15 protein-coding genes are annotated in these 17,491 nt (G+C 62.3%); 7 read left to right on the top strand and 8 right to left on the bottom strand.

Going from position 1 to position 17,491, the window contains the following annotated elements:
- The first annotated feature begins 76 nt into the window (after positions 1-76).
- The 3 genes from AAC077_RS16440 to AAC077_RS16430 all read left to right on the top strand — a co-directional run bounded on the left by AAC077_RS16440 (position 77) and on the right by AAC077_RS16430 (position 3,469).
- Positions 77-2,089, top strand: a complete 2,013-nt coding sequence (locus AAC077_RS16440; protein ID WP_339771734.1) for a M3 family metallopeptidase — start codon at positions 77-79, stop codon at positions 2,087-2,089.
- A 103-nt stretch (positions 2,090-2,192) separates the two neighbouring features.
- Positions 2,193-3,131, top strand: coding sequence for a DnaJ C-terminal domain-containing protein (locus tag AAC077_RS16435; RefSeq protein ID WP_339771732.1), 939 nt, complete (start codon positions 2,193-2,195; stop codon positions 3,129-3,131).
- Positions 3,128-3,469: a hypothetical protein gene (locus AAC077_RS16430; RefSeq protein WP_339771730.1), complete on the top strand. Its 342-nt coding sequence runs from the start codon at positions 3,128-3,130 to the stop codon at positions 3,467-3,469. The genes AAC077_RS16435 and AAC077_RS16430 overlap by 4 nt, the downstream gene beginning before the upstream one ends.
- Positions 3,470-3,521: 52 nt before the next feature.
- Here the strand turns inward: AAC077_RS16430 and AAC077_RS16425 are convergent, their stop codons facing one another.
- From AAC077_RS16425 to AAC077_RS16400, 6 genes are all read right to left on the bottom strand, one after another.
- A complete protein-coding gene (locus tag AAC077_RS16425) occupies positions 3,522-4,451 on the bottom strand; it encodes a glyoxylate/hydroxypyruvate reductase A (protein ID WP_339771727.1) in 930 nt (309 codons plus the stop codon).
- A 3-nt stretch (positions 4,452-4,454) separates the two neighbouring features.
- On the bottom strand, positions 4,455-5,594 hold the full coding sequence (gene rodA / locus AAC077_RS16420) for a rod shape-determining protein RodA (protein WP_339771724.1): 1,140 nt from the start codon (positions 5,592-5,594) through the stop codon (positions 4,455-4,457).
- Complete coding sequence (mrdA, locus tag AAC077_RS16415; protein ID WP_339771722.1) at positions 5,591-7,534, bottom strand: penicillin-binding protein 2; 1,944 nt, start codon at positions 7,532-7,534, stop codon at positions 5,591-5,593. Before mrdA ends, rodA begins: the two co-directional genes overlap by 4 nt.
- A complete protein-coding gene (locus tag AAC077_RS16410) occupies positions 7,531-8,070 on the bottom strand; it encodes a rod shape-determining protein MreD (RefSeq protein WP_339771720.1) in 540 nt (179 codons plus the stop codon). The genes mrdA and AAC077_RS16410 overlap by 4 nt, the downstream gene beginning before the upstream one ends.
- Entirely contained in the window at positions 8,067-8,951 is an 885-nt protein-coding gene (gene mreC, locus AAC077_RS16405; protein WP_339771717.1) for a rod shape-determining protein MreC, read from the bottom strand. The genes AAC077_RS16410 and mreC overlap by 4 nt, the downstream gene beginning before the upstream one ends.
- An 88-nt stretch (positions 8,952-9,039) precedes the next feature.
- Complete coding sequence (locus AAC077_RS16400) at positions 9,040-10,086, bottom strand: rod shape-determining protein (RefSeq protein WP_028955141.1); 1,047 nt, start codon at positions 10,084-10,086, stop codon at positions 9,040-9,042.
- Positions 10,087-10,324: 238 nt separating this feature from the next.
- On the opposite strand from AAC077_RS16400, the gene AAC077_RS16395 reads away from it, so the two are divergent.
- The gene (locus tag AAC077_RS16395) at positions 10,325-10,906 is read left to right on the top strand and encodes a VOC family protein (protein WP_339771713.1); all 582 of its coding nucleotides are present in this window, start codon (positions 10,325-10,327) and stop codon (positions 10,904-10,906) included.
- A gap of 190 nt (positions 10,907-11,096) precedes the next feature.
- On the top strand, positions 11,097-11,963 hold the full coding sequence (locus AAC077_RS16390; RefSeq protein ID WP_339771710.1) for a 2-isopropylmalate synthase: 867 nt from the start codon (positions 11,097-11,099) through the stop codon (positions 11,961-11,963).
- 145 nt (positions 11,964-12,108) lie between these two features.
- Here the strand turns inward: AAC077_RS16390 and AAC077_RS16385 are convergent, their stop codons facing one another.
- Positions 12,109-13,671, bottom strand: a complete 1,563-nt coding sequence (locus tag AAC077_RS16385; RefSeq protein ID WP_339771707.1) for a 2-isopropylmalate synthase — start codon at positions 13,669-13,671, stop codon at positions 12,109-12,111.
- A 305-nt stretch (positions 13,672-13,976) separates the two neighbouring features.
- On the opposite strand from AAC077_RS16385, the gene AAC077_RS16380 reads away from it, so the two are divergent.
- Complete coding sequence (locus tag AAC077_RS16380; protein WP_339771705.1) at positions 13,977-14,633, top strand: SDR family NAD(P)-dependent oxidoreductase; 657 nt, start codon at positions 13,977-13,979, stop codon at positions 14,631-14,633.
- Positions 14,630-16,156 carry a cryptochrome/photolyase family protein gene (locus AAC077_RS16375; RefSeq protein WP_339771702.1) on the top strand — a complete coding sequence of 509 codons (1,527 nt, stop codon included), beginning with the start codon at positions 14,630-14,632 and terminating at the stop codon, positions 16,154-16,156. The genes AAC077_RS16380 and AAC077_RS16375 overlap by 4 nt, the downstream gene beginning before the upstream one ends.
- Before the next feature lie 7 nt (positions 16,157-16,163).
- Here AAC077_RS16375 and AAC077_RS16370 read toward each other — a convergent pair.
- Positions 16,164-17,491, bottom strand: a 1,328-nt coding sequence (locus tag AAC077_RS16370; protein ID WP_339771700.1) for a 2-isopropylmalate synthase, incomplete at its 5' end; no start/stop codon positions are given.

Genomic DNA, 17,491 nt, shown 5'->3' with positions numbered 1-17,491 from the left:
TTTCCCGCGCATCTTCGGGCGGATGCGATTGCAAGTGCCGAGGCAAGGGTTAGGTTGTGGGCAAAGGAGACCCGATATGACCAACCCCTTGCTTGCCGACTGGGACACACCGTTCCAGATCGCTCCGTTCGACGCGATTTCCGATGATGATTTCACCCCCGCACTGGAACAGGCGTTGACCGCACACAACGCCGAGATTGACGCGATCGCGGGCAATTCGGACGCGCCGACCTTTGACAATGTGATCGGCGCGCTTGAGGCCGCCGGGCGCGATCTGGACAAGGTTCTGGGCGTGTTCTTTACCGTGGCAGGCGCGGACAGCAACCCCGCGCGCGAGGCGTTGCAGCGGGAATTTTCACCCAAACTGGCGGCGCATTTCTCGGAAATATCGGCCAATACGGCGCTTTTCGCCCGCGTCGCCGCCGTCTGGGACCAGCGCGATGCGCTTGAGTTGACCGACGAACAGGCGCGTGTGCTGATGCTGACCCATCGTGGCTTTGTCCGCGCAGGCGCCGCCCTGACCGGGGCCGAAGCGGCGCGGATGAAAGAGATCAAGGGCCGGCTGGCCGTGCTGGGCACCGAGTTTACGCAGAACCTGCTGGCGGACGAACGCGACTGGTACATGGATCTGGCCGAAACGGACATGGCGGGCCTGCCCGATTTCGTGATCCGCACGGCGCGCGAGGCAGGCAAGGAAAAGGGTGCGGATGGCGCGGTGATCACCCTGTCGCGGTCGCTGATCGTGCCGTTCCTGCAATTCTCGACCCGCCGCGACCTGCGCGAGATCGCCTACAAGGCCTGGACCGCACGGGGCGCCAACGGCGGCAAGACCGACAACCGCGACATTGCCGCCGAAATCCTGAAGCTGCGCGAGGAGCGGGCCAAGCTGCTGGGTTATGAAAACTTTGCCGCCTACAAGCTGGAAACCGAAATGGCAGGCAATGCCGCGTCGGTGCGCGCCCTGTTGATGCAGGTGTGGGAACCGGCCAAAGCACAGGCCGAGGCCGACGCCTGGGTGCTGGCGCAGATGATGCAACAGGACGGCGTGAACGGCGATTTGCAGGCCTGGGACTGGCGGTTCTACTCTGAGCGCCGCCGCCAGCAACTGCACGATCTGGACGAGGCCGAGCTGAAGCCGTACTTTCAGCTCGACCGTATGATCGAGGCGTCGTTTGATTGCGCGTCGCGTCTGTTCGGCCTGTCGTTCGAACCGCTGGACGTGCCGCTGTATCATGCCGATTGCCGCGCGTGGAACGTGACGCGGGGCGGGGAACATATCGCGGTGTTCATCGGCGATTATTTCGCGCGGGGGGCGAAACGCTCGGGCGCGTGGTGCTCGGCAATGCGGTCGCAGGCGAAACACCCGCAGGTTCAAACGCCGGTGGTGATCAATGTGTGCAACTTTGCCAAGGGCGATCCGGCCTTGCTGTCCTATGACGACGCGCGCACGCTGTTTCACGAATTCGGCCATGCGCTGCACCAGATGCTGTCGGATGTGACCTATGAAAGCGTGTCGGGCACCTCGGTCGCGCGGGACTTTGTCGAACTGCCCAGCCAGCTTTACGAACACTGGCTGGACGTGCCGCAGGTGCTGGGCACCTTTGCCACTCATGCGGACACGGGCCAGCCCATGCCGCAGGTATTGCTGGACAAGGTACTGGCAGCGGCAACCTATGACATGGGTTTCCAGACCGTTGAATACATCGCTTCGGCGCTGGTCGATCTGGAATTCCACGACGGTGCGGCGCCCGCCGATCCGATGGCACGTCAGGCGGACATTCTGCAAGATCTGGGGATGCCGCAGGCGATCAACATGCGCCACGCGACGCCGCATTTTGCGCATGTGTTTTCAGGCGACGGGTATTCGTCTGGGTACTACAGCTACATGTGGTCCGAAGTGATGGATGCCGACGCCTTCGCAGCCTTTGAAGAGGCCGGAGGTGCCTTTGACGAGACTGTGGCCAAGGCGCTGGAGGAAAACATCCTGAGCACTGGCGGCAGCCGTGACGCGGCAGAGCTGTACACAGCGTTCCGTGGCCGTTTGCCAGGGGTCGAAGCCTTGTTGAAAGGGCGCGGCCTCGCGGCCTGAAAAAGGGGCCGCCGCGCGTCGTGGGCGGTGGCTTTGTCCATCGGTGGTGTGCCGTGGCTACGGTGCGCTGCCGATCATTCTGTAATCCGTTGCGGAGACGACAATGACAAAAGATCCCTATGCCGCACTTGGCCTGACCAAAGAGGCCAGCGCAGACGACATCAAAAAGGCCTATCGCAAGATCGCGCGCACCGATCACCCCGACCTGAACCCCGACGATCCCCGGGCCGAGGCGCGGTTCAAGGCGGCGGGGCAGGCCTATGACCTGCTGAAAGACCCCGAACAGCGCCGCCGGTTCGATGCCGGTGAAATAGACGCCTCCGGGGCCGAGCAAGCGCCGCGCGGATATTACCGCGACACGGCGCGCAAGCCGGAAAACCCCTATACCCAAAGCCGCAGTTCGCAGGGGGGCAGTCCGTTTCAGGACGGGTTTGACGCCGATGATTTCTTTGCCAACTTCGCCCGCAGTCGCGGTGCGGGCTTTGGCCGTGGTGCGCCGGGCGATATGCCGGGGCAAGATGTGCAATACCGTCTGGGGGTGCCGTTTCTGGATGCGGCCTTGGGCACGAAGACGCGGATCACCCTGCCGGACGGTGGCACGCTGGGCGTCACGATCCCGGAAGGGGCGCGCGACGGTCAGACCCTGCGGTTGCGGGGCAAGGGCACGCCGGGATATGGCGCAGGCCAGCCGGGCGACGCCTTTATCACGTTGGACGTCATCCCGAACCCGGATTTCGAACGGGACGGCGACGATATTGTCGTGACCCTTCCAATCACCATCGACGAGGCGATCCTTGGCGGCAAGGTGCCCGTGCGCACCGTGTCCGGCACGGTCAAGGTCAGCGTGCCCGCCGGTGCCAGCTCGGGTCAGGTGCTGCGGTTGAAAGAGCGCGGCGTCAAAGGGCGCAACGGCAAGGGCGACCAGCGCATCACGTTGCGCATCGTCAGCCCGCCAAAAATCGACGACGCACTGAAGACCTTTATGGAGGACTGGCGGACCACGCATTCCTATGATCCGCGCACAGGAAAGGAAACGACATGACCGATGCATATGCCCCCGATCAGGTGATCGCGCACGTCACCTCGTTGACCGCCGAACGGCTTAGCCATTTTGAACGCCTGCGCATTGTCACGCCAGTGACCACCCCCGATGGTCCACGCTACCGCACGCTGGACATCCGCCGGATCACGCTGCTGTGCGAGCTGACCGATGATTTCGAGGTGAACGAGGATGCCTTGGTGATCATCATGTCACTTCTTGACCAGTTGCACGGCGCGCACAGCAAGCTGGAGCAGGTGATGCAGGCGATTGGCGCCGAGCCGTCCGAGATCAAGCTGCGCCTGTCGCGTCGGCTGGCGGGGGAAGATACTGACGGCTAAGTCCCGCGCCTTTCACCAGATGGGCAATGGCGCGGGTGGGAAATCGGCAGCCTCAGTAACCGGCGGACCGGTCCACCAGATGCAGGAACGGCGCACACGCCTCGCCGCGGCGGATGTTTTCCGCGATGGTCAGGGCCGAATACTTCGCCCGCGTTTCGGCGGCGACATGGGGCGTGACCGTAACGCGCGGGTGGTGCCAGTAGGGGTGCGCCTCGGGCAGCGGTTCCACGCGAAACACATCCAGCGTGGCATGGCCGACCTGGCCCGCATCCAGCGCCGCCAGCAGCGCGTCGTCGTCAATCAGCGGTCCGCGCCCCGGGTTGATGATGCACGCCCCCTTGGCCAACAGTCCCAGCGTATCGGCGTTCAGCGTGTTTTCGGTCGCGGGCGTGTCGGGCAGCAACAGCACGACAATTTCCGCCCCTGCCAGCGCCTTGCCCAGACCCGCCGTGCCGGACAGGCAGCGAATGCCGTCGATGTCCTTGGGGCTGCGCGACCAGCCGGTCACGTCAAAGCCCACCAGCGCCAGCATCTGCGCACAGGCGGTGCCCAGCTCGCCCAGCCCCAGCACCGTTACCTTGCGGTCCCAGGACAGCGGCGGTGCCACGTTCTTCCACACACCCGGGGCGCAATTGATATGCGCGTCCATGCCCAGATGATGGCGCAGCGTGTGGCCGGTGACCCATTCGCACATGCCCTGGCTCAGACCCGGATCAACCATCCGCGTCAGCGGGATCTTCAGCGTCGGATTGCCCACGATCTTTTCCACACCGGCCCACAGGTTCAGCACAGCCTTGGCGCGGGTATAAGGCGCAAAATCCTGCACGGGTGAATTGGGCGCATAAACGATATAGTCGACCTCGGCCGGCGGAATATCCAATGCCACATTGGCCTCGACCCCCGCGTTGGCGATGGCCTGTTTCAGGGGTGTTTCATAGCTGCCCCAGGTGTCGGGCTGGGCTGCGAAGAGTACATTGATCATAAATTACCTTGGTCGGTGGATGTGGGCGCTTTGGACAAATCCAAAGGCGAGCATGAGAACAAGCATCGCAGACCCACCATAACTGACCAGCGGCAAAGGCACACCCACAACGGGCGCCAATCCCATGACCATCGACATATTCACCGAGAAAAAGAGGAAAAAGTTCAACGCCAGCCCCAGGATAAGCAGCGATGAAAACCGGTCGCGGTTGTTCACGGCCGAAACGACGCAGAAAAAGATGATCAGCGCGTACAGCACCAGCAAAGAGAACCCGCCGACAAAGCCGAACTCTTCGGCCAGCGTGGTAAAGATAAAGTCGGTGTGCTTTTCGGGCAGAAAGTTCAGCCGCGATTGCGTGCCTTGCATGAACCCGCGCCCGGGCCAGCCGCCCGACCCCAGCGCGATCTTGGACTGGGTGATGTGATAGCCCGCGCCCAGCGGGTCCGAGGACGGATCAAGGAACGTGTCGATCCGGCGGTACTGGTAATCCTTGATCAACTGCCACGGGGTGCCGCGCGACTGGAACACGGCAGCAATCAGCCCGATCCCCGCGGCAAGCACCGCCGCGAAATAGGCCCAGTGCACACCGGCCAGAAACATCAGCCCGCCCCCCGCTGCCAGCAACAGGATCGCGGTGCCAAGGTCGGGCTGGCCCAGCACCAGCGCCGTGGGCACCAGGATCACGACCACCGGTATCAGAACCCAGAACGGGCGCGACTTCTTGGCAGGGGGCAGCCAGTCGTAATAGGCCGCCAGAAACATCACCAGCGTGACCTTCATCAACTCGGACGGTTGCAACCGCATGAAGCCCAGATCAATCCACCGCTGCGCCCCCATCCCGATCGACCCGAACAGTTCCACCGCGATCAGCAGCATCACCGATACGCCGTAGGCCACGGATGACACCGACCGCCAGAACCAGATCGGCACCATGCCCACCAGCACCATCAGCACCAGCCCGACGCCAAAGCGTTCCATCTGCGGCTCGGCCCAGGGCATATAGGACCCGCCCGCCACGGAATACAGCATCAGGAACCCGACGCCCGCCACGGAACTCAGCAAAAGGGTCAGGGGCCAGTTCAGGTACAGAAGCTTGCGAAACCCGGTTGGGACAGATTTGACCGTATACTCAAGATAGCTCATGCCTGATCAGACCCGCCCAGATCGGCCATCGGGCGCACCGCTTGCAGCTCTTCCTGCTGGGTCTTGATACGGCCACGGTCCTTGGACGGATAAGCGTCCAGCGGCGGCGGTCCGCCATAAAGCGCCTGAAGCGTGACATCGCGTGCAATCGGCGCCGCTGCGGAGGATCCACCACCGCCGTGTTCGACGATGACCGATACGGCGTATTTGGGGTTCTCGAAGGGGGCAAAGCTGACGAACAGCGCATGGTCGCGTCGCTCCCACGGCAGGTCGCGGTTGTTGACCACGCCACGGGCGCGTTCGGCGGCGGTGATGTTGCGGACCTGGCTGGTGCCGCTCTTGCCTGCCATGCGCATACCTTCGGTGATGATCCGGCTGCCGTAGCCGGTGCCGCGCCGGTCATTGACCACGTCATACATCGCCCGCCGCATCTTGCGCAGGTTGTTCTCGTTCAGGCCCATGCTGTCACCGGCGCCAGAGGGTTCTTCGATCCCGTCAACGGACTTCACAAGACGCGGCGCCACATTGCGGCCCGTGGCAATGCGGGCGGTCATCACCGCCAGTTGCAAGGGCGACGCCAGCATATAGCCCTGACCGATCGAGGCGTTGACCGTGTCGCCGATCACCCATTCCTGACCGTGAACACGGCGCTTCCAGTCCTTGGTGGGCGTCAATCCCTGCGAGATCGCCGACATCGGCACATCGTGGCGCACCCCAAGGCCAAAGCGTTGCGCCATCGCCGAAATCTTTTCGATCCCGACCTTCAGGGCCAGATCGTAGTAATAGACATCGCAGGACTGTTTCAGGCTGTTTTGCAGGTCGACATAGCCATGCCCGCCGCTTTTCCAGCAGTGAAAGCGGCGGTCGGCCACTTCCAGATAGCCCGGGCAATAAACCGTCTCGTCGGGTTGGGCCATGCCCTCTTCCAACGCTGCCAACGCCGTCATCATCTTGAAGGTCGAACCGGGCGGATAAGCCCCCTGCACCGTTTTCGACGCCAGCGGGCGATAGATGTTGTCGGTCAGTTCCTTGTAGTTGGCGATCGAAATACCACGCACGAACAGGTTGGGGTCGAACGACGGCGCCGAGGCAATTGCAACCAGATCGCCGGTCTCGCAGTCTATGACCACGGCACTGGCGCTTTCGTCGCCCAGCCGCGCCTGAACATAGTTTTGCAAGGCGGCATCAATGGTCAACTGAATGTCCGCACCTGGACGTCCTTCGCGCCGGTCCAGTTCGCGCATGACGCGGCCCGTGGCGTTGACTTCTTCACGTTTTACGCCGGCCTTGCCGCGCAAACGGTCCTCTTGCTTGGCTTCAATGCCAACCTTGCCGATCTGGAACCGCGGGATCAGCAGCAACTGGTCGGGGGCTTCTATCTGGTCCAGGTCATAGTCGCTGACAGGACCGACATAGCCCAGCACATGGGCAAAGTTCGATCCCAGCGGGTAAATCCGGCTCAGGCCCACTTCGGGGGTGACACCGGGCAGGGCGGGGGCGTTGACGCTGACCCGGCTGATGTCTTCCCACGACACGTTTTCGGCGACCGTGATCGGGTGGAACGGGGCCGAGCGTTTCATCTCGATCATCGCGCGTTCCAATTCGTCAGGGTCCAGCTTGACCACGCGGCTCAGCCGTTCCAGCGCCTCGTCCACGTCGCCGATGTCCTCGCGTTTGACGACAATGCGGTACGAGGGCACGTTCTTGGCCAGTTGCACCCCGTTGCGGTCGAACACTTCGCCGCGTGCGGGCGGAATCAGGCTGTCCTTGATGCGGTTGTCTTCGGCCAGCAAACGGAACTGGTCGGCCTGATCGACCTGTAAGAAATTCATCCGTGCGGCCAGCCCCCCGACAAAGGCCAACTGAAGGCCCCCCAGAACTGCGGCACGGCGCGAAATCGTGCGGTTGCCGGCTTCGGCGTCTGCGCGGGTGCGTTTCATATGCGGCCTCCTGCCGTTTCCAGATCGCCCGGCCCGGTTTTGCGGACGCGCATGATGCTGTGCGTGACCAGCACCACCAGGGGATAGCTGAGGATTGTCAGCCCCAGTTGCAACAGTGATAGCCCCATCGGAGCGGTATCAATCAACATAAGTTTGTGAACCAGCCGGTACGCCACGGCCACGGCCACCATCAACATCGCCACGGTCAGAAACTCGGCCATCAGCGTCGAGGCCCGCAAGGCGCGCGCGCGCGCCTTCAGGTTCTCGCTCGCCAGCAGAACCAACGCCGCATACAGGCCCGGCGGACGTTGCAGCAACAAATCGGCCAGCAGCAGCAAGATGGCCAGCATCAGCGGCGGGACATATTCGGGGCGGCGCACCGACCACGCAAAGACAAACCCGATCAACAGGTCGGGCGGCGCCCACTGGCCGGGCTGGGTTTGCAAGGGCAGGATCTGGAAGAACAGAATCACCAGAACCAGCACGCAAAATCCCGCGCGCATCATCCAAAGGTGGAATTGCGACTGTTCGCTCATTCACCCACCTTTGCCACAGGTTGTTCGGGGGTGATGATATGGGCGGCGTCGCTGACGGGTTCGTTGCCATAGTGGCGCAGCACCCGCAGGAATTCCAGCCGCTCGTAATCCGCCGCCAGCCGCACGCGCAGCCGCCCGCCGGGGTCTTTGGCAATCTCGCCGATCAGCAGACCCGCCGGAAACACCCCGCCATCGCCCGAGCTGAACACACGGTCACCGGGGCGCACCAGGTCGGGGTTTTCCAGAAAATCCACCGGCGGGTTGGGGCTGTTGTCGCCTGCCACGATAGCGCGCTGGCCCGACGGCTGGATTGTCGCAGGTATGCGGCTTGATGCATCCGTCAGCAGGATCACCCGCGCGGTGTTCTCGGCCACGCCGGAAATGCGCCCCACAAGGCCGATGCCGTCCATCGTGGCCCAGCCATCGACCAGCCCGTCACGCGCGCCGACGTTCAGCAGCACCGACTGGCGAAAGGGTGACCCGCTGTCGGCCAGCACCATGCCCGAAATCACGGTCAGGCGCGGGTCCAGGCGCACATTGTTCAGATCCAGAAGCCGCGCGTTTTCCTGTTCCAACTGAACAGCGGCCTCTTTCCACGCCTGCATTTTGCGCAGTTCGCGGCGCAGTTCGGCGTTCTGTTCGGCGATACGCTGATAGCTGCGGAAATTGCGCACCAGGTTGATGGTGCCCGTGACCGGCGCCATGGCCCAGTCGAAATTGGGAACGATCCGGTCCGTGACCTGCGCGCGGAACCGTTCCACACGCGGGCTGTCGATGCGCCAGACGATAAATGTGGCGATCAACGCCAGCGCCAGGACAGCCGTCAGCAGCCGCCGGATCGGGGCGACATAATCGGATGAAGAAGAACGGTCTTTTGCCAATGTGAAGTCTCACCTGCGAAATGGTCAGCGCGGCGATGGTGCTTCAATTGTGCCGCAAGGGGCCCCTTCTTGCAAAGGGGCCTTTGGCTTAGCTGTCGTAGTCGATGGCGTGGCGCAGTTGTTTTTCAAACTCCAGCGCCTTGCCGGTGCCCAAGGCCACACAATTGAGCGATTCGTTCGCGATGGACACGGCCAGCCCTGTCTGTTCGCGCAGGGCCAGGTCCAGATCGCCCAGCAGCGCGCCGCCGCCGGTCAGCATCACGCCACGGTCAACAATGTCTGCCGCCAGATCGGGCGGCGTGGTTTCCAGCGCGGTCATCACCGCCTCGCAGATTTGCTGAACCGGTTCGGCCAGCGCCTCGGCGATTTGTGCTTGGGTCACTTCGATTTCCTTCGGCACGCCGTTCAACAGGTCGCGGCCCCGGATCTGCATCGAGGTGCCCCGCCCGTCGTCGGGCATACGGGCAGTGCCGATGGTTGTCTTGATGCGCTCGGCGGTGGTTTCACCGACCAACAGGTTTTGCTGGCGGCGCAAATAGCTGATGATCGCCTCGTCCATGCGGTCGCCACCGACGCGGACGGACCGGGCATAGACGATGTCACCCAGCGACAGAACGGCAACTTCGGTGGTGCCGCCGCCGATGTCCACGACCATGTTGCCGGTGGGGTCGGTGATGGGCATCCCCGCGCCAATGGCCGCCGCGATGGGTTCCGCGATCAGACCGGCGCGCCGTGCGCCTGCGGACAGAACCGATTGGCGGATCGCGCGTTTTTCAACGGGGGTCGCACCGTGCGGCACGCAGACGATGATCTTGGGCTTGGAAAAGGTCGATCGCTTGTGCACCTTGCGGATGAAATGTTTGATCATCTCTTCGGCGGTGTCAAAGTCGGCAATCACACCTTCGCGCATCGGGCGGATCGCCTCGATGCTGCCGGGCGTTCGGCCCAGCATCAGCTTGGCGTCCTCGCCCACGGCGAGCACCTTTTTGACACCATCCTTGATATGATAAGCGACAACAGAAGGTTCGGACAGAACAACGCCCTTGCCTTTTACGTATATCAGAGTGTTGGCCGTTCCGAGATCAATGGCCATATCCGAAGAAAACAGACCACCCAAATTTCCAAACCACGACATGCGCGTACCCTTCGTCAATACGTTTTGGCCCGCGAGTCATGATTGCTGCGGGCGCTCGACTTATAGGGATGTGTATAGCCGGACGAAAGGGCCGAATGGAACTTGGTTACGCGGGTTCCCGCGCAGCCAGGTAAATAGGCGACTGTGGCCGCAGACTGCAAATGGGCAGCCCGGTCAACAGGATATGGCACACAGAGCGTACCGTGCTAGGTTCCCGGATGAAAAAGGGAGAACAATCATGCGCAAACTTCAGGTTCTGGGCGTTCATCACATTACCTTGACCGGTGCCGACCGGCAGACCACGATTGATTTCTGGGAGGGCGTACTGGGGATGCCGTTCATTTTTGATCAGCCCAACCTGGACGATCCCGAACAGGGGCACCTGTATTTCGATCCCGGCGACGGGCGGTTGATCACGATCTTTACCGATGACAACCGCAAGGCCGACAACCGCCGCACCCCGATGGACGTGGGCTGTGTCCACCATCTGGCGTTCGAGGTGGACCGCGCAACCTTTGGCCAGGTGCCCGAACGGCTCAAGGCGCGGGGCATCGGCAATTCGGGCGTCAAGGACCGCGGCTTTATGGACTCGATCTATTTCAAGGACCCTTGCGGCCTGCTGATCGAACTGGCGTGCTACAAGTTTATCCCGCCGCGCGGGTCCAGCCATGCGGCCGTTCTGATGGAAGCGCACAAGATCAGGGTGGCCGCCGGTGATGACCACATTGCCGAAGTGCACCTGGCCGACGCGGTCGAGCGCATCGTGGAACGGTCGCAAGAGTCGCTGAGCAAAAATAGAGAGCCTAAAAACCCCTATTAAGGCCGCTGCGGCTCTAACTGATTGTTAAAAAATGGTGAATGCAGGCCAAATTTGTTTGGAAGCGTACGACTTGTGGCTGCTTTGCAACAACGGGTCGCCGTGAATGTCTAACGTCTTCTTCCCACTTTTGTCTGCCAGCCAAAGGCGTATAGCCCGCTTCAAAGCAGCAAAAAAGAAAAGAAGGCATCACATGATCCGTACAGCTCTTATCGCCACTGTCATCTGCACAACTGCATCGGTCGCCGCCGCAGGCGAATTGACCTATGGCAACGCATTCATCAAACAACACCGCCTGGACGCCGATGGTTTCGGCTCGGCTGACCTGACCGTTCTGGGCGGCGGCATCGAGTACACGTACGACGCGTGGACCTTCTCGGGCGAGCTGGCGCACTTCGACATCGAAGGCACAGACATCGACTACGGTTCGGTCGCGGGCGAATATCGCCTGAACAACGGCGTCTCGATGGGTCTGGACTACACATCGCTGGATTTCGGTGGCGCTGACATCAGCCTGACATCGGTATTCGCCTACTACGACATGGGCACATATGCTCTGGGCGCCGCGATCGGTGACTCCTCCGACCTGAACGACACTGTCTACACCCTGTTCGGGTCGTGGGACGTGGCCCCCACCGGCACCGTTGGTCTGGATATCATCCGCATTGAAGGCCAGACACTGTACGCAGGCTTTGCCGACTATGACATGGACATCTACAACGTGCAGGCCGACGTGATCACGACAGACGGTCTGGACCTGGTTTCGGTTGCAGGTGGCTACAGCTTCGGCAACGGCTTCTCGGCCATCGGCTCGCTGTCCTACTTTGATCTGGGCGGCACAGACGGCACGTCCATCACACTGGGCGGTCAGTACGAGTTCGTCGAAGGCGCGAATGTTGAACTGGCCCTGGGCCGCATCAACATCGACGGCGCGCCGAACATCGACCAGGTCAGCTTTGGCGTGAACTACGAAATCGGTCGCCGCACATCCTCGCGTCGCACACTGGGCAACGTGATCAGCAGCGCCACAGGTTCCTTCGCGGGTCTGACCAGCTTCTGATCTGCCTGACAGATTACCGAATACTGAAACGGCCGGATGGAAACATCCGGCCGTTTTTGTTTGTGCGATCCGTGTGCGGACCACGAAAAAGGGGCAGCGGGATGTCCCGCTGCCCCTTTCGCATTTCAAACTGACCGAACGGGGGTCAGTGCACGTCCTTGTAGTTGATCTCGCGCTTGTCGGTGCCGCCCTTTTCGCGGCGCACCAGCAAACGGTTCAGTGCGTGGACATAGGCGCGCACCGATGCGACGACAGTGTCGGTGTCGGCGGACTGGCCGGTCACGATGCGCCCGTCCTCTTCCAGCCGCACGGACACCGTGGCCTGTGCGTCGGTGCCTTCGGTCACGGCGTGAACCTGATACAGTTGCAGGCGTGCGGTGTGGCTGACCAAGGCCTTGATGCAGTTGAACGACGCATCCACAGGGCCATCGCCGGTCTGGCTGGTCTTGTGCTCGGCGCCGTCAACCTCAAGCGTCATGTCTGCCTGTTGCGGTCCCTCGGTGCCGCAGACAACGCGCATCGACACCAGCTTGATCCGGTCGTCCTCGGGGTCGGTCGTGGTCCGCATCAGCGCAATCAGGTCATCTTCATAGATTTCCTTCTTGCGGTCGGCCAACTCCTTGAACCGCACGAACACGTCCTTAAGCTGGTTGTCGCCCAACTCGAACCCAAGATCTTCCAGCTTGGAGCGCAACGCTGCACGGCCCGAATGCTTGCCCATGACGATGTTGGTCTCGGTCAGGCCCACATCCTCGGGGCGCATGATTTCGAAGGTCTCGGCGTTCTTCAACATACCGTCCTGGTGGATGCCGCTTTCGTGGGCAAAGGCGTTCTTGCCGACGATGGCCTTGTTGAACTGCACGGGGAACCCCGACACAGCCGCCACACGCCGCGAGATGTTCATCAGCTTGGTGCTGTCCACGCCGGTCTGGAACGGCATGATGTCGTTGCGCACCCGCAAGGCCATCACGACTTCTTCCAGCGCCGTGTTGCCCGCGCGTTCGCCCAAGCCGTTGATCGTGCACTCGATCTGGCGCGCGCCTGCTTCGACGGCGGCCAGGCTGTTGGCGGTCGCCATGCCCAGATCGTTGTGGCAGTGGGTGGCAAAAATGATCTCGTCCGCGCCCGGCACACGCTCCAGCAACATGCGGATCAATGCCGCACTTTCACGCGGGGCTGTATAGCCGACCGTGTCGGGGATGTTGATGGTGGTGGCCCCGGCCTTGATCGCGATTTCCACGGTGCGGCACAGGTAATCGTCTTCGGTGCGGGTGGCGTCCATCGGTGACCATTGCACGTTGTCGCACAGGTTGCGCGCGTGGCTGACGGTCTGGTCGATACGCTCGGCCATTTCGTCCATGGTCAGGTTCGGGATGGCGCGGTGCAGCGGCGAGGTGCCGATAAAGGTGTGAATGCGCGGTTGGGCTGCGTGTTTCACCGCCTCCCAGCAGCGGTCGATGTCGGGCAGTTGCGCGCGGGCCAACCCGCAGATCACCGAGTTTTTCGAGTTCCTGGCAATTTCCGACACGGCGGCAAAGTCGCCTTCGGAGGCGATGGGAAAGCCTGCCTCGATGATGTCGACACCCATTTCGTCCAGAAGGCTGGCGATTTCCAGCTTTTCGGCGTGGGTCATGGTGGCGCCGGGCGATTGTTCACCGTCACGCAGGGTCGTGTCAAAAATGACAACGCGGTCTTGTTCTTGGGTCATGAGAGTTCTCTTTATTGTCCTAAAAGCCTGTGGCGCGCGGCACTCCCCTCTGAGCGGGCGCGCCGGAATGGCACGCTCAGAGGCGGATTAGGATCAGTAGGTCGCGCAGGATCGCACGCGAAGCGCGGGCAGAAGGGATATGTGCGACCTGTGTCATGGGAAAAACTTATACATCCCTGCGAATGAATGAAAAGGGGGCAGAATTATTATTTGCACCACGCCTTCGCGTGGCGCGGTGCCTCCGGCGGGGATTTTTTGAACCAGAGAAGATGGACCGGCACGGGCCGTGCGCTAGGTCTGCCTGCATGGCAGATGTATTGATATTGGGCGCGTCAGGCGGGATCGGGTCGGCTTTGTCCGCCGCACATCACGCGCGGGGCGATGCGGTGACAGGCCTGTCGCGGTCGCGCGACGGGTTCGATGTGACCGATGCCGCGTCGGTGGATGCCGCCCTGACGGGGCTGGGGCCGTTCGACCGGGTGATCGTGGCGACAGGCGCGTTAGAAATCGCGGGGGCGGTGCCGGAAAAGACGATTCGTGCGGTCACGGCCAAGGCGATGGCGGATCAGTTTGCGGTCAATGCCATCGGGCCTGCGCTGGTGCTGGCCCATGCGCACGACCTGTTAAAGCCGGATGGGGTCTTGGCCGTGCTGTCTGCGCGGGTGGGGTCAATCGGCGACAACCGCATCGGCGGCTGGATCAGCTACCGCAGCGCCAAGGCGGCGGTGAACCAGATCGTGCATACGGCGGCGATTGAACTGGCGCGCAGCCACAAGGGTGCGGCGGTGGTAGCCTTGCATCCCGGCACGGTGGCAACGCCGTTCACCGAGAAATATCTGGGGCGGCATCCGTCGGTTTCCCCGGACGCGGCAGCAGACAACCTGATGGCGGTGATGGACGGGCTGACCGCCGCGCAGACGGGGCGGTTTTTCGACTGGGCCGGCAAAGAGGTGCCGTGGTGAGCCGTCTGGTCCTGATCCTGGGCGACCAGCTAAGCGAAAACATCGCGGCGCTGGCCAAAGCGGACAAGTCGCAGGACGTTGTGGTGATGGCCGAGGTGCGCGACGAGGGCACCTATGTCGCCCACCACCCCAAGAAGATCGCGCTGGTGCTGGCGGCGATGCGCAAGTTCGCGGCCCGGTTGCGCGATGCGGGCTGGACCGTGGATTACACCACGCTGGACGATCCCGACAACGCGGGCAGCATCGTGGGCGAGCTGTTGCGCCGTGCCGAGGAACGCGGCGCATCCCATGTGATCGCCACCGAGCCGGGCGAATGGCGGTTGATCGACAAGCTGCGGTACGCGCCGCTGAAGGTCGAGATCTGCGACGACGACCGCTTTATCGCCAGCCATGCCATGTTCGAAGACTGGGCCGAGGGCCGCAAGGCGCTGCGGATGGAGTATTTCTATCGCGAGATGCGGCGCAAGACGGGGCTGTTGATGGACGGCGATGATCCTGCGGGCGGGCAATGGAATTTTGACCATGACAACCGCAAACCAGCCCCCGAGGACATCGAGACCGATGGGCCGCTAAAGTTCGAGCCCGACGACACCACCCGCGCCGTGCTGGATCTGGTGGCCGCCGAGTTCGGCGACCACTTTGGCGACCTTGAACCCTTCGAGTTTGCCACCGACCGCGCGGGCGCGCTGGACGCGCTGGCGCATTTTGTCGAACACGCCCTGCCGCGTTTTGGCGATTATCAGGATGCTATGCTGGACGGGGAACCCTACCTTTATCACGCGGTTCTGTCGCCCTATATGAACATCGGCCTGCTGTCGCCGCTTGAGGTCTGCCAGGCGGTGCAGGATGCCTATGACGCGGGCGACGTGCCGATCAACGCCGCCGAAGGGTTCATTCGCCAGATCATCGGCTGGCGCGAATACGTGCGCGGCATCTATTTTCTGGAAGGGCGCGACTATACCGACCGCAACACCCTGAACCACAGCCGCGATCTGCCCGCATTCTACTGGGGCGCGGAAACCAAAATGCGCTGCGTGCGGCAGGCGGTGGCCCAGACCAAAACCCATGCCTATGCCCACCACATCCAGCGGCTGATGGTGACAGGCAACTTTGCCCTATTGGCTGGCGTCGATCCGGCGCAGGTGCATGATTGGTATCTGGCGGTCTATGCGGATGCCTTCGAATGGGTCGAGGCACCGAACACCGTGGGCATGAGCCAGTTTGCCGACGGCGGCGTGATCGCGTCCAAACCCTATGTGTCCTCGGGCGCCTACATCAACCGCATGTCGGACCACTGCAAACAGTGCAGCTATAAGGTGTCCAAGAAAACCGGCGACGGGGCGTGCCCGTTCAACCTGTTGTATTGGGACTTTCTGACCCGACACCGCGACAGGTTCGAAAACAACCCGCGCATGGGCAATATGTACAGCACATGGGACCGCATGGATGCAGACCGGCGTGATGCGGTGATCTCGGACGCCAAGCGGTTCCTGAAACGTCTGGACGCGGGCGAGGTGGTCTAGCCGCCCCTTAGCCGCCCTGTCCGGGTGTCGGTTCGGGCGTCTGATCTGCCGCTGGCTGTGATGTTTGCTCGGGCGTCTGCTCTGTCTTCAACGCGCCATTGTCCCAATCGCCCGAGGCTTCTTCGCCGGAGGCATAGCGCATGGTGCCATCGCCCTGACGTTTGCCCGCGCGGAAGGTGCCCTCGTAGACATCGCCGTTTACATATGTCGCCGTGCCCGTGCCGCTGATCTCGCCGCGCACCCATTCGCCTTCGTATTTGAACCCGTCCGCCATCACGATCGTGCCGATGCCGTGGCGCTGGCCGTCTTCGAAATTGCCTTCGTAGACCGTGCCATCGGGATAGGTCGCCTTGCCCGCGCCATGGCGTTGGCCGTCCTGCCAGCCGCCTTCGTAACGGTAGCCGTCGGCATAGGTCATCACGCCCTGACCGTCGTTCTTGGCATTCTTGAACCCGCCCTCGTAGACCACGCCATTGGGATAGACGGCTTTGCCCTGGCCTTCGATCACGCCGGCGGTCCATTGCCCTTCATAGGTGGCACCATCGGCATAGGTGATCTTGCCGGTGCCATCGGCCAGATCATCGCGGAAATCGCCCTCGTAGACCGATCCGTCGGGATAGGTCACGCGGCCTTTGCCTTCGATCTGGCCCTCGGCCCAGTCGCCGATATAGGTGTATCCGTCGTTGCCGATAAAGGTGCCGGTGCCGTCGCGGCGGTCGTCCTTGAAGTCACCCTCGTAGACATCGCCATTGGCATAGGTCACGCGGCCCTTGCCCTCGCGGCGCCCGGCGACAAGGTCGCCTTCGTATATGTCACCGTTGGGTTGGGTCAGCTTGCCGTCACCTTCGATCTGGCCGTTGACCCATTTGCCCGCATAGACCAGCCCGTCGGGCATGGTCAGCGTGCCGGTGCCGTCACGCTCGCCGTTGGCAATCTCGCCGTCATAGACCGCGCCGTCGGGATAGGTGATCGTGCCCACGCCCTGTTTGACACCATCCACCCAATCGCCCTTGTATTCGTAACCGCCCGGGCTTTGCATCACGCCCTTGCCGTGGTGCTTGGCATTGCGAAACGCGCCTTCGTAGCGCACGCCGTTGGCATAGAGCGCCACGCCATTGCCCATGATCGCACCCGCCTGCCAGTCGCCTTCATAGGTGCCGCCATCGGCAAATGTGATCTTGCCAAATCCGTCTGGCTTGCCCTTTTCAAAGTTGCCCTCGTAGACCGACCCGTTCGGGAAGCGCGCCACGCCTTCGCCCTTGATCTCGCCGTCGACCCAGGCGCCGGTGTATTCATAGCCGTTGGGCAGCCGGTAGGTGCCGGTGCCGTTTTGCA

This window comes from uncultured Pseudosulfitobacter sp., assembly GCF_963976325.1.
Taxonomy (GTDB): Bacteria; Pseudomonadota; Alphaproteobacteria; order Rhodobacterales; family Rhodobacteraceae; genus Pseudosulfitobacter.
Note: the sequence above shows the minus strand (reverse complement) of the source record. Positions and strands in the feature narration are given on the sequence as shown.

What these genes read in the sequence shown, in the direction of transcription:
- AAC077_RS16435 (WP_339771732.1), top strand. Translation starts at nt 2,193, where the DNA reads ATGACAAAAGATCCCTATGCCGCACTTGGCCTGACCAAAGAGGCCAGC.
- AAC077_RS16410 (WP_339771720.1), bottom strand. Translation starts at nt 8,070, where the DNA reads ATGAGCGAACAGTCGCAATTCCACCTTTGGATGATGCGCGCGGGATTT.
- AAC077_RS16440 (WP_339771734.1), top strand. Translation starts at nt 77, where the DNA reads ATGACCAACCCCTTGCTTGCCGACTGGGACACACCGTTCCAGATCGCT.
- AAC077_RS16395 (WP_339771713.1), top strand. Translation starts at nt 10,325, where the DNA reads ATGCGCAAACTTCAGGTTCTGGGCGTTCATCACATTACCTTGACCGGT.
- AAC077_RS16425 (WP_339771727.1), bottom strand. Translation starts at nt 4,451, where the DNA reads ATGATCAATGTACTCTTCGCAGCCCAGCCCGACACCTGGGGCAGCTAT.
- mrdA (WP_339771722.1), bottom strand. Translation starts at nt 7,534, where the DNA reads ATGAAACGCACCCGCGCAGACGCCGAAGCCGGCAACCGCACGATTTCG.
- AAC077_RS16390 (WP_339771710.1), top strand. Translation starts at nt 11,097, where the DNA reads ATGATCCGTACAGCTCTTATCGCCACTGTCATCTGCACAACTGCATCG.
- AAC077_RS16430 (WP_339771730.1), top strand. Translation starts at nt 3,128, where the DNA reads ATGACCGATGCATATGCCCCCGATCAGGTGATCGCGCACGTCACCTCG.
- rodA (WP_339771724.1), bottom strand. Translation starts at nt 5,594, where the DNA reads ATGAGCTATCTTGAGTATACGGTCAAATCTGTCCCAACCGGGTTTCGC.
- AAC077_RS16400 (WP_028955141.1), bottom strand. Translation starts at nt 10,086, where the DNA reads ATGTCGTGGTTTGGAAATTTGGGTGGTCTGTTTTCTTCGGATATGGCC.
- AAC077_RS16385 (WP_339771707.1), bottom strand. Translation starts at nt 13,671, where the DNA reads ATGACCCAAGAACAAGACCGCGTTGTCATTTTTGACACGACCCTGCGT.
- AAC077_RS16380 (WP_339771705.1), top strand. Translation starts at nt 13,977, where the DNA reads ATGGCAGATGTATTGATATTGGGCGCGTCAGGCGGGATCGGGTCGGCT.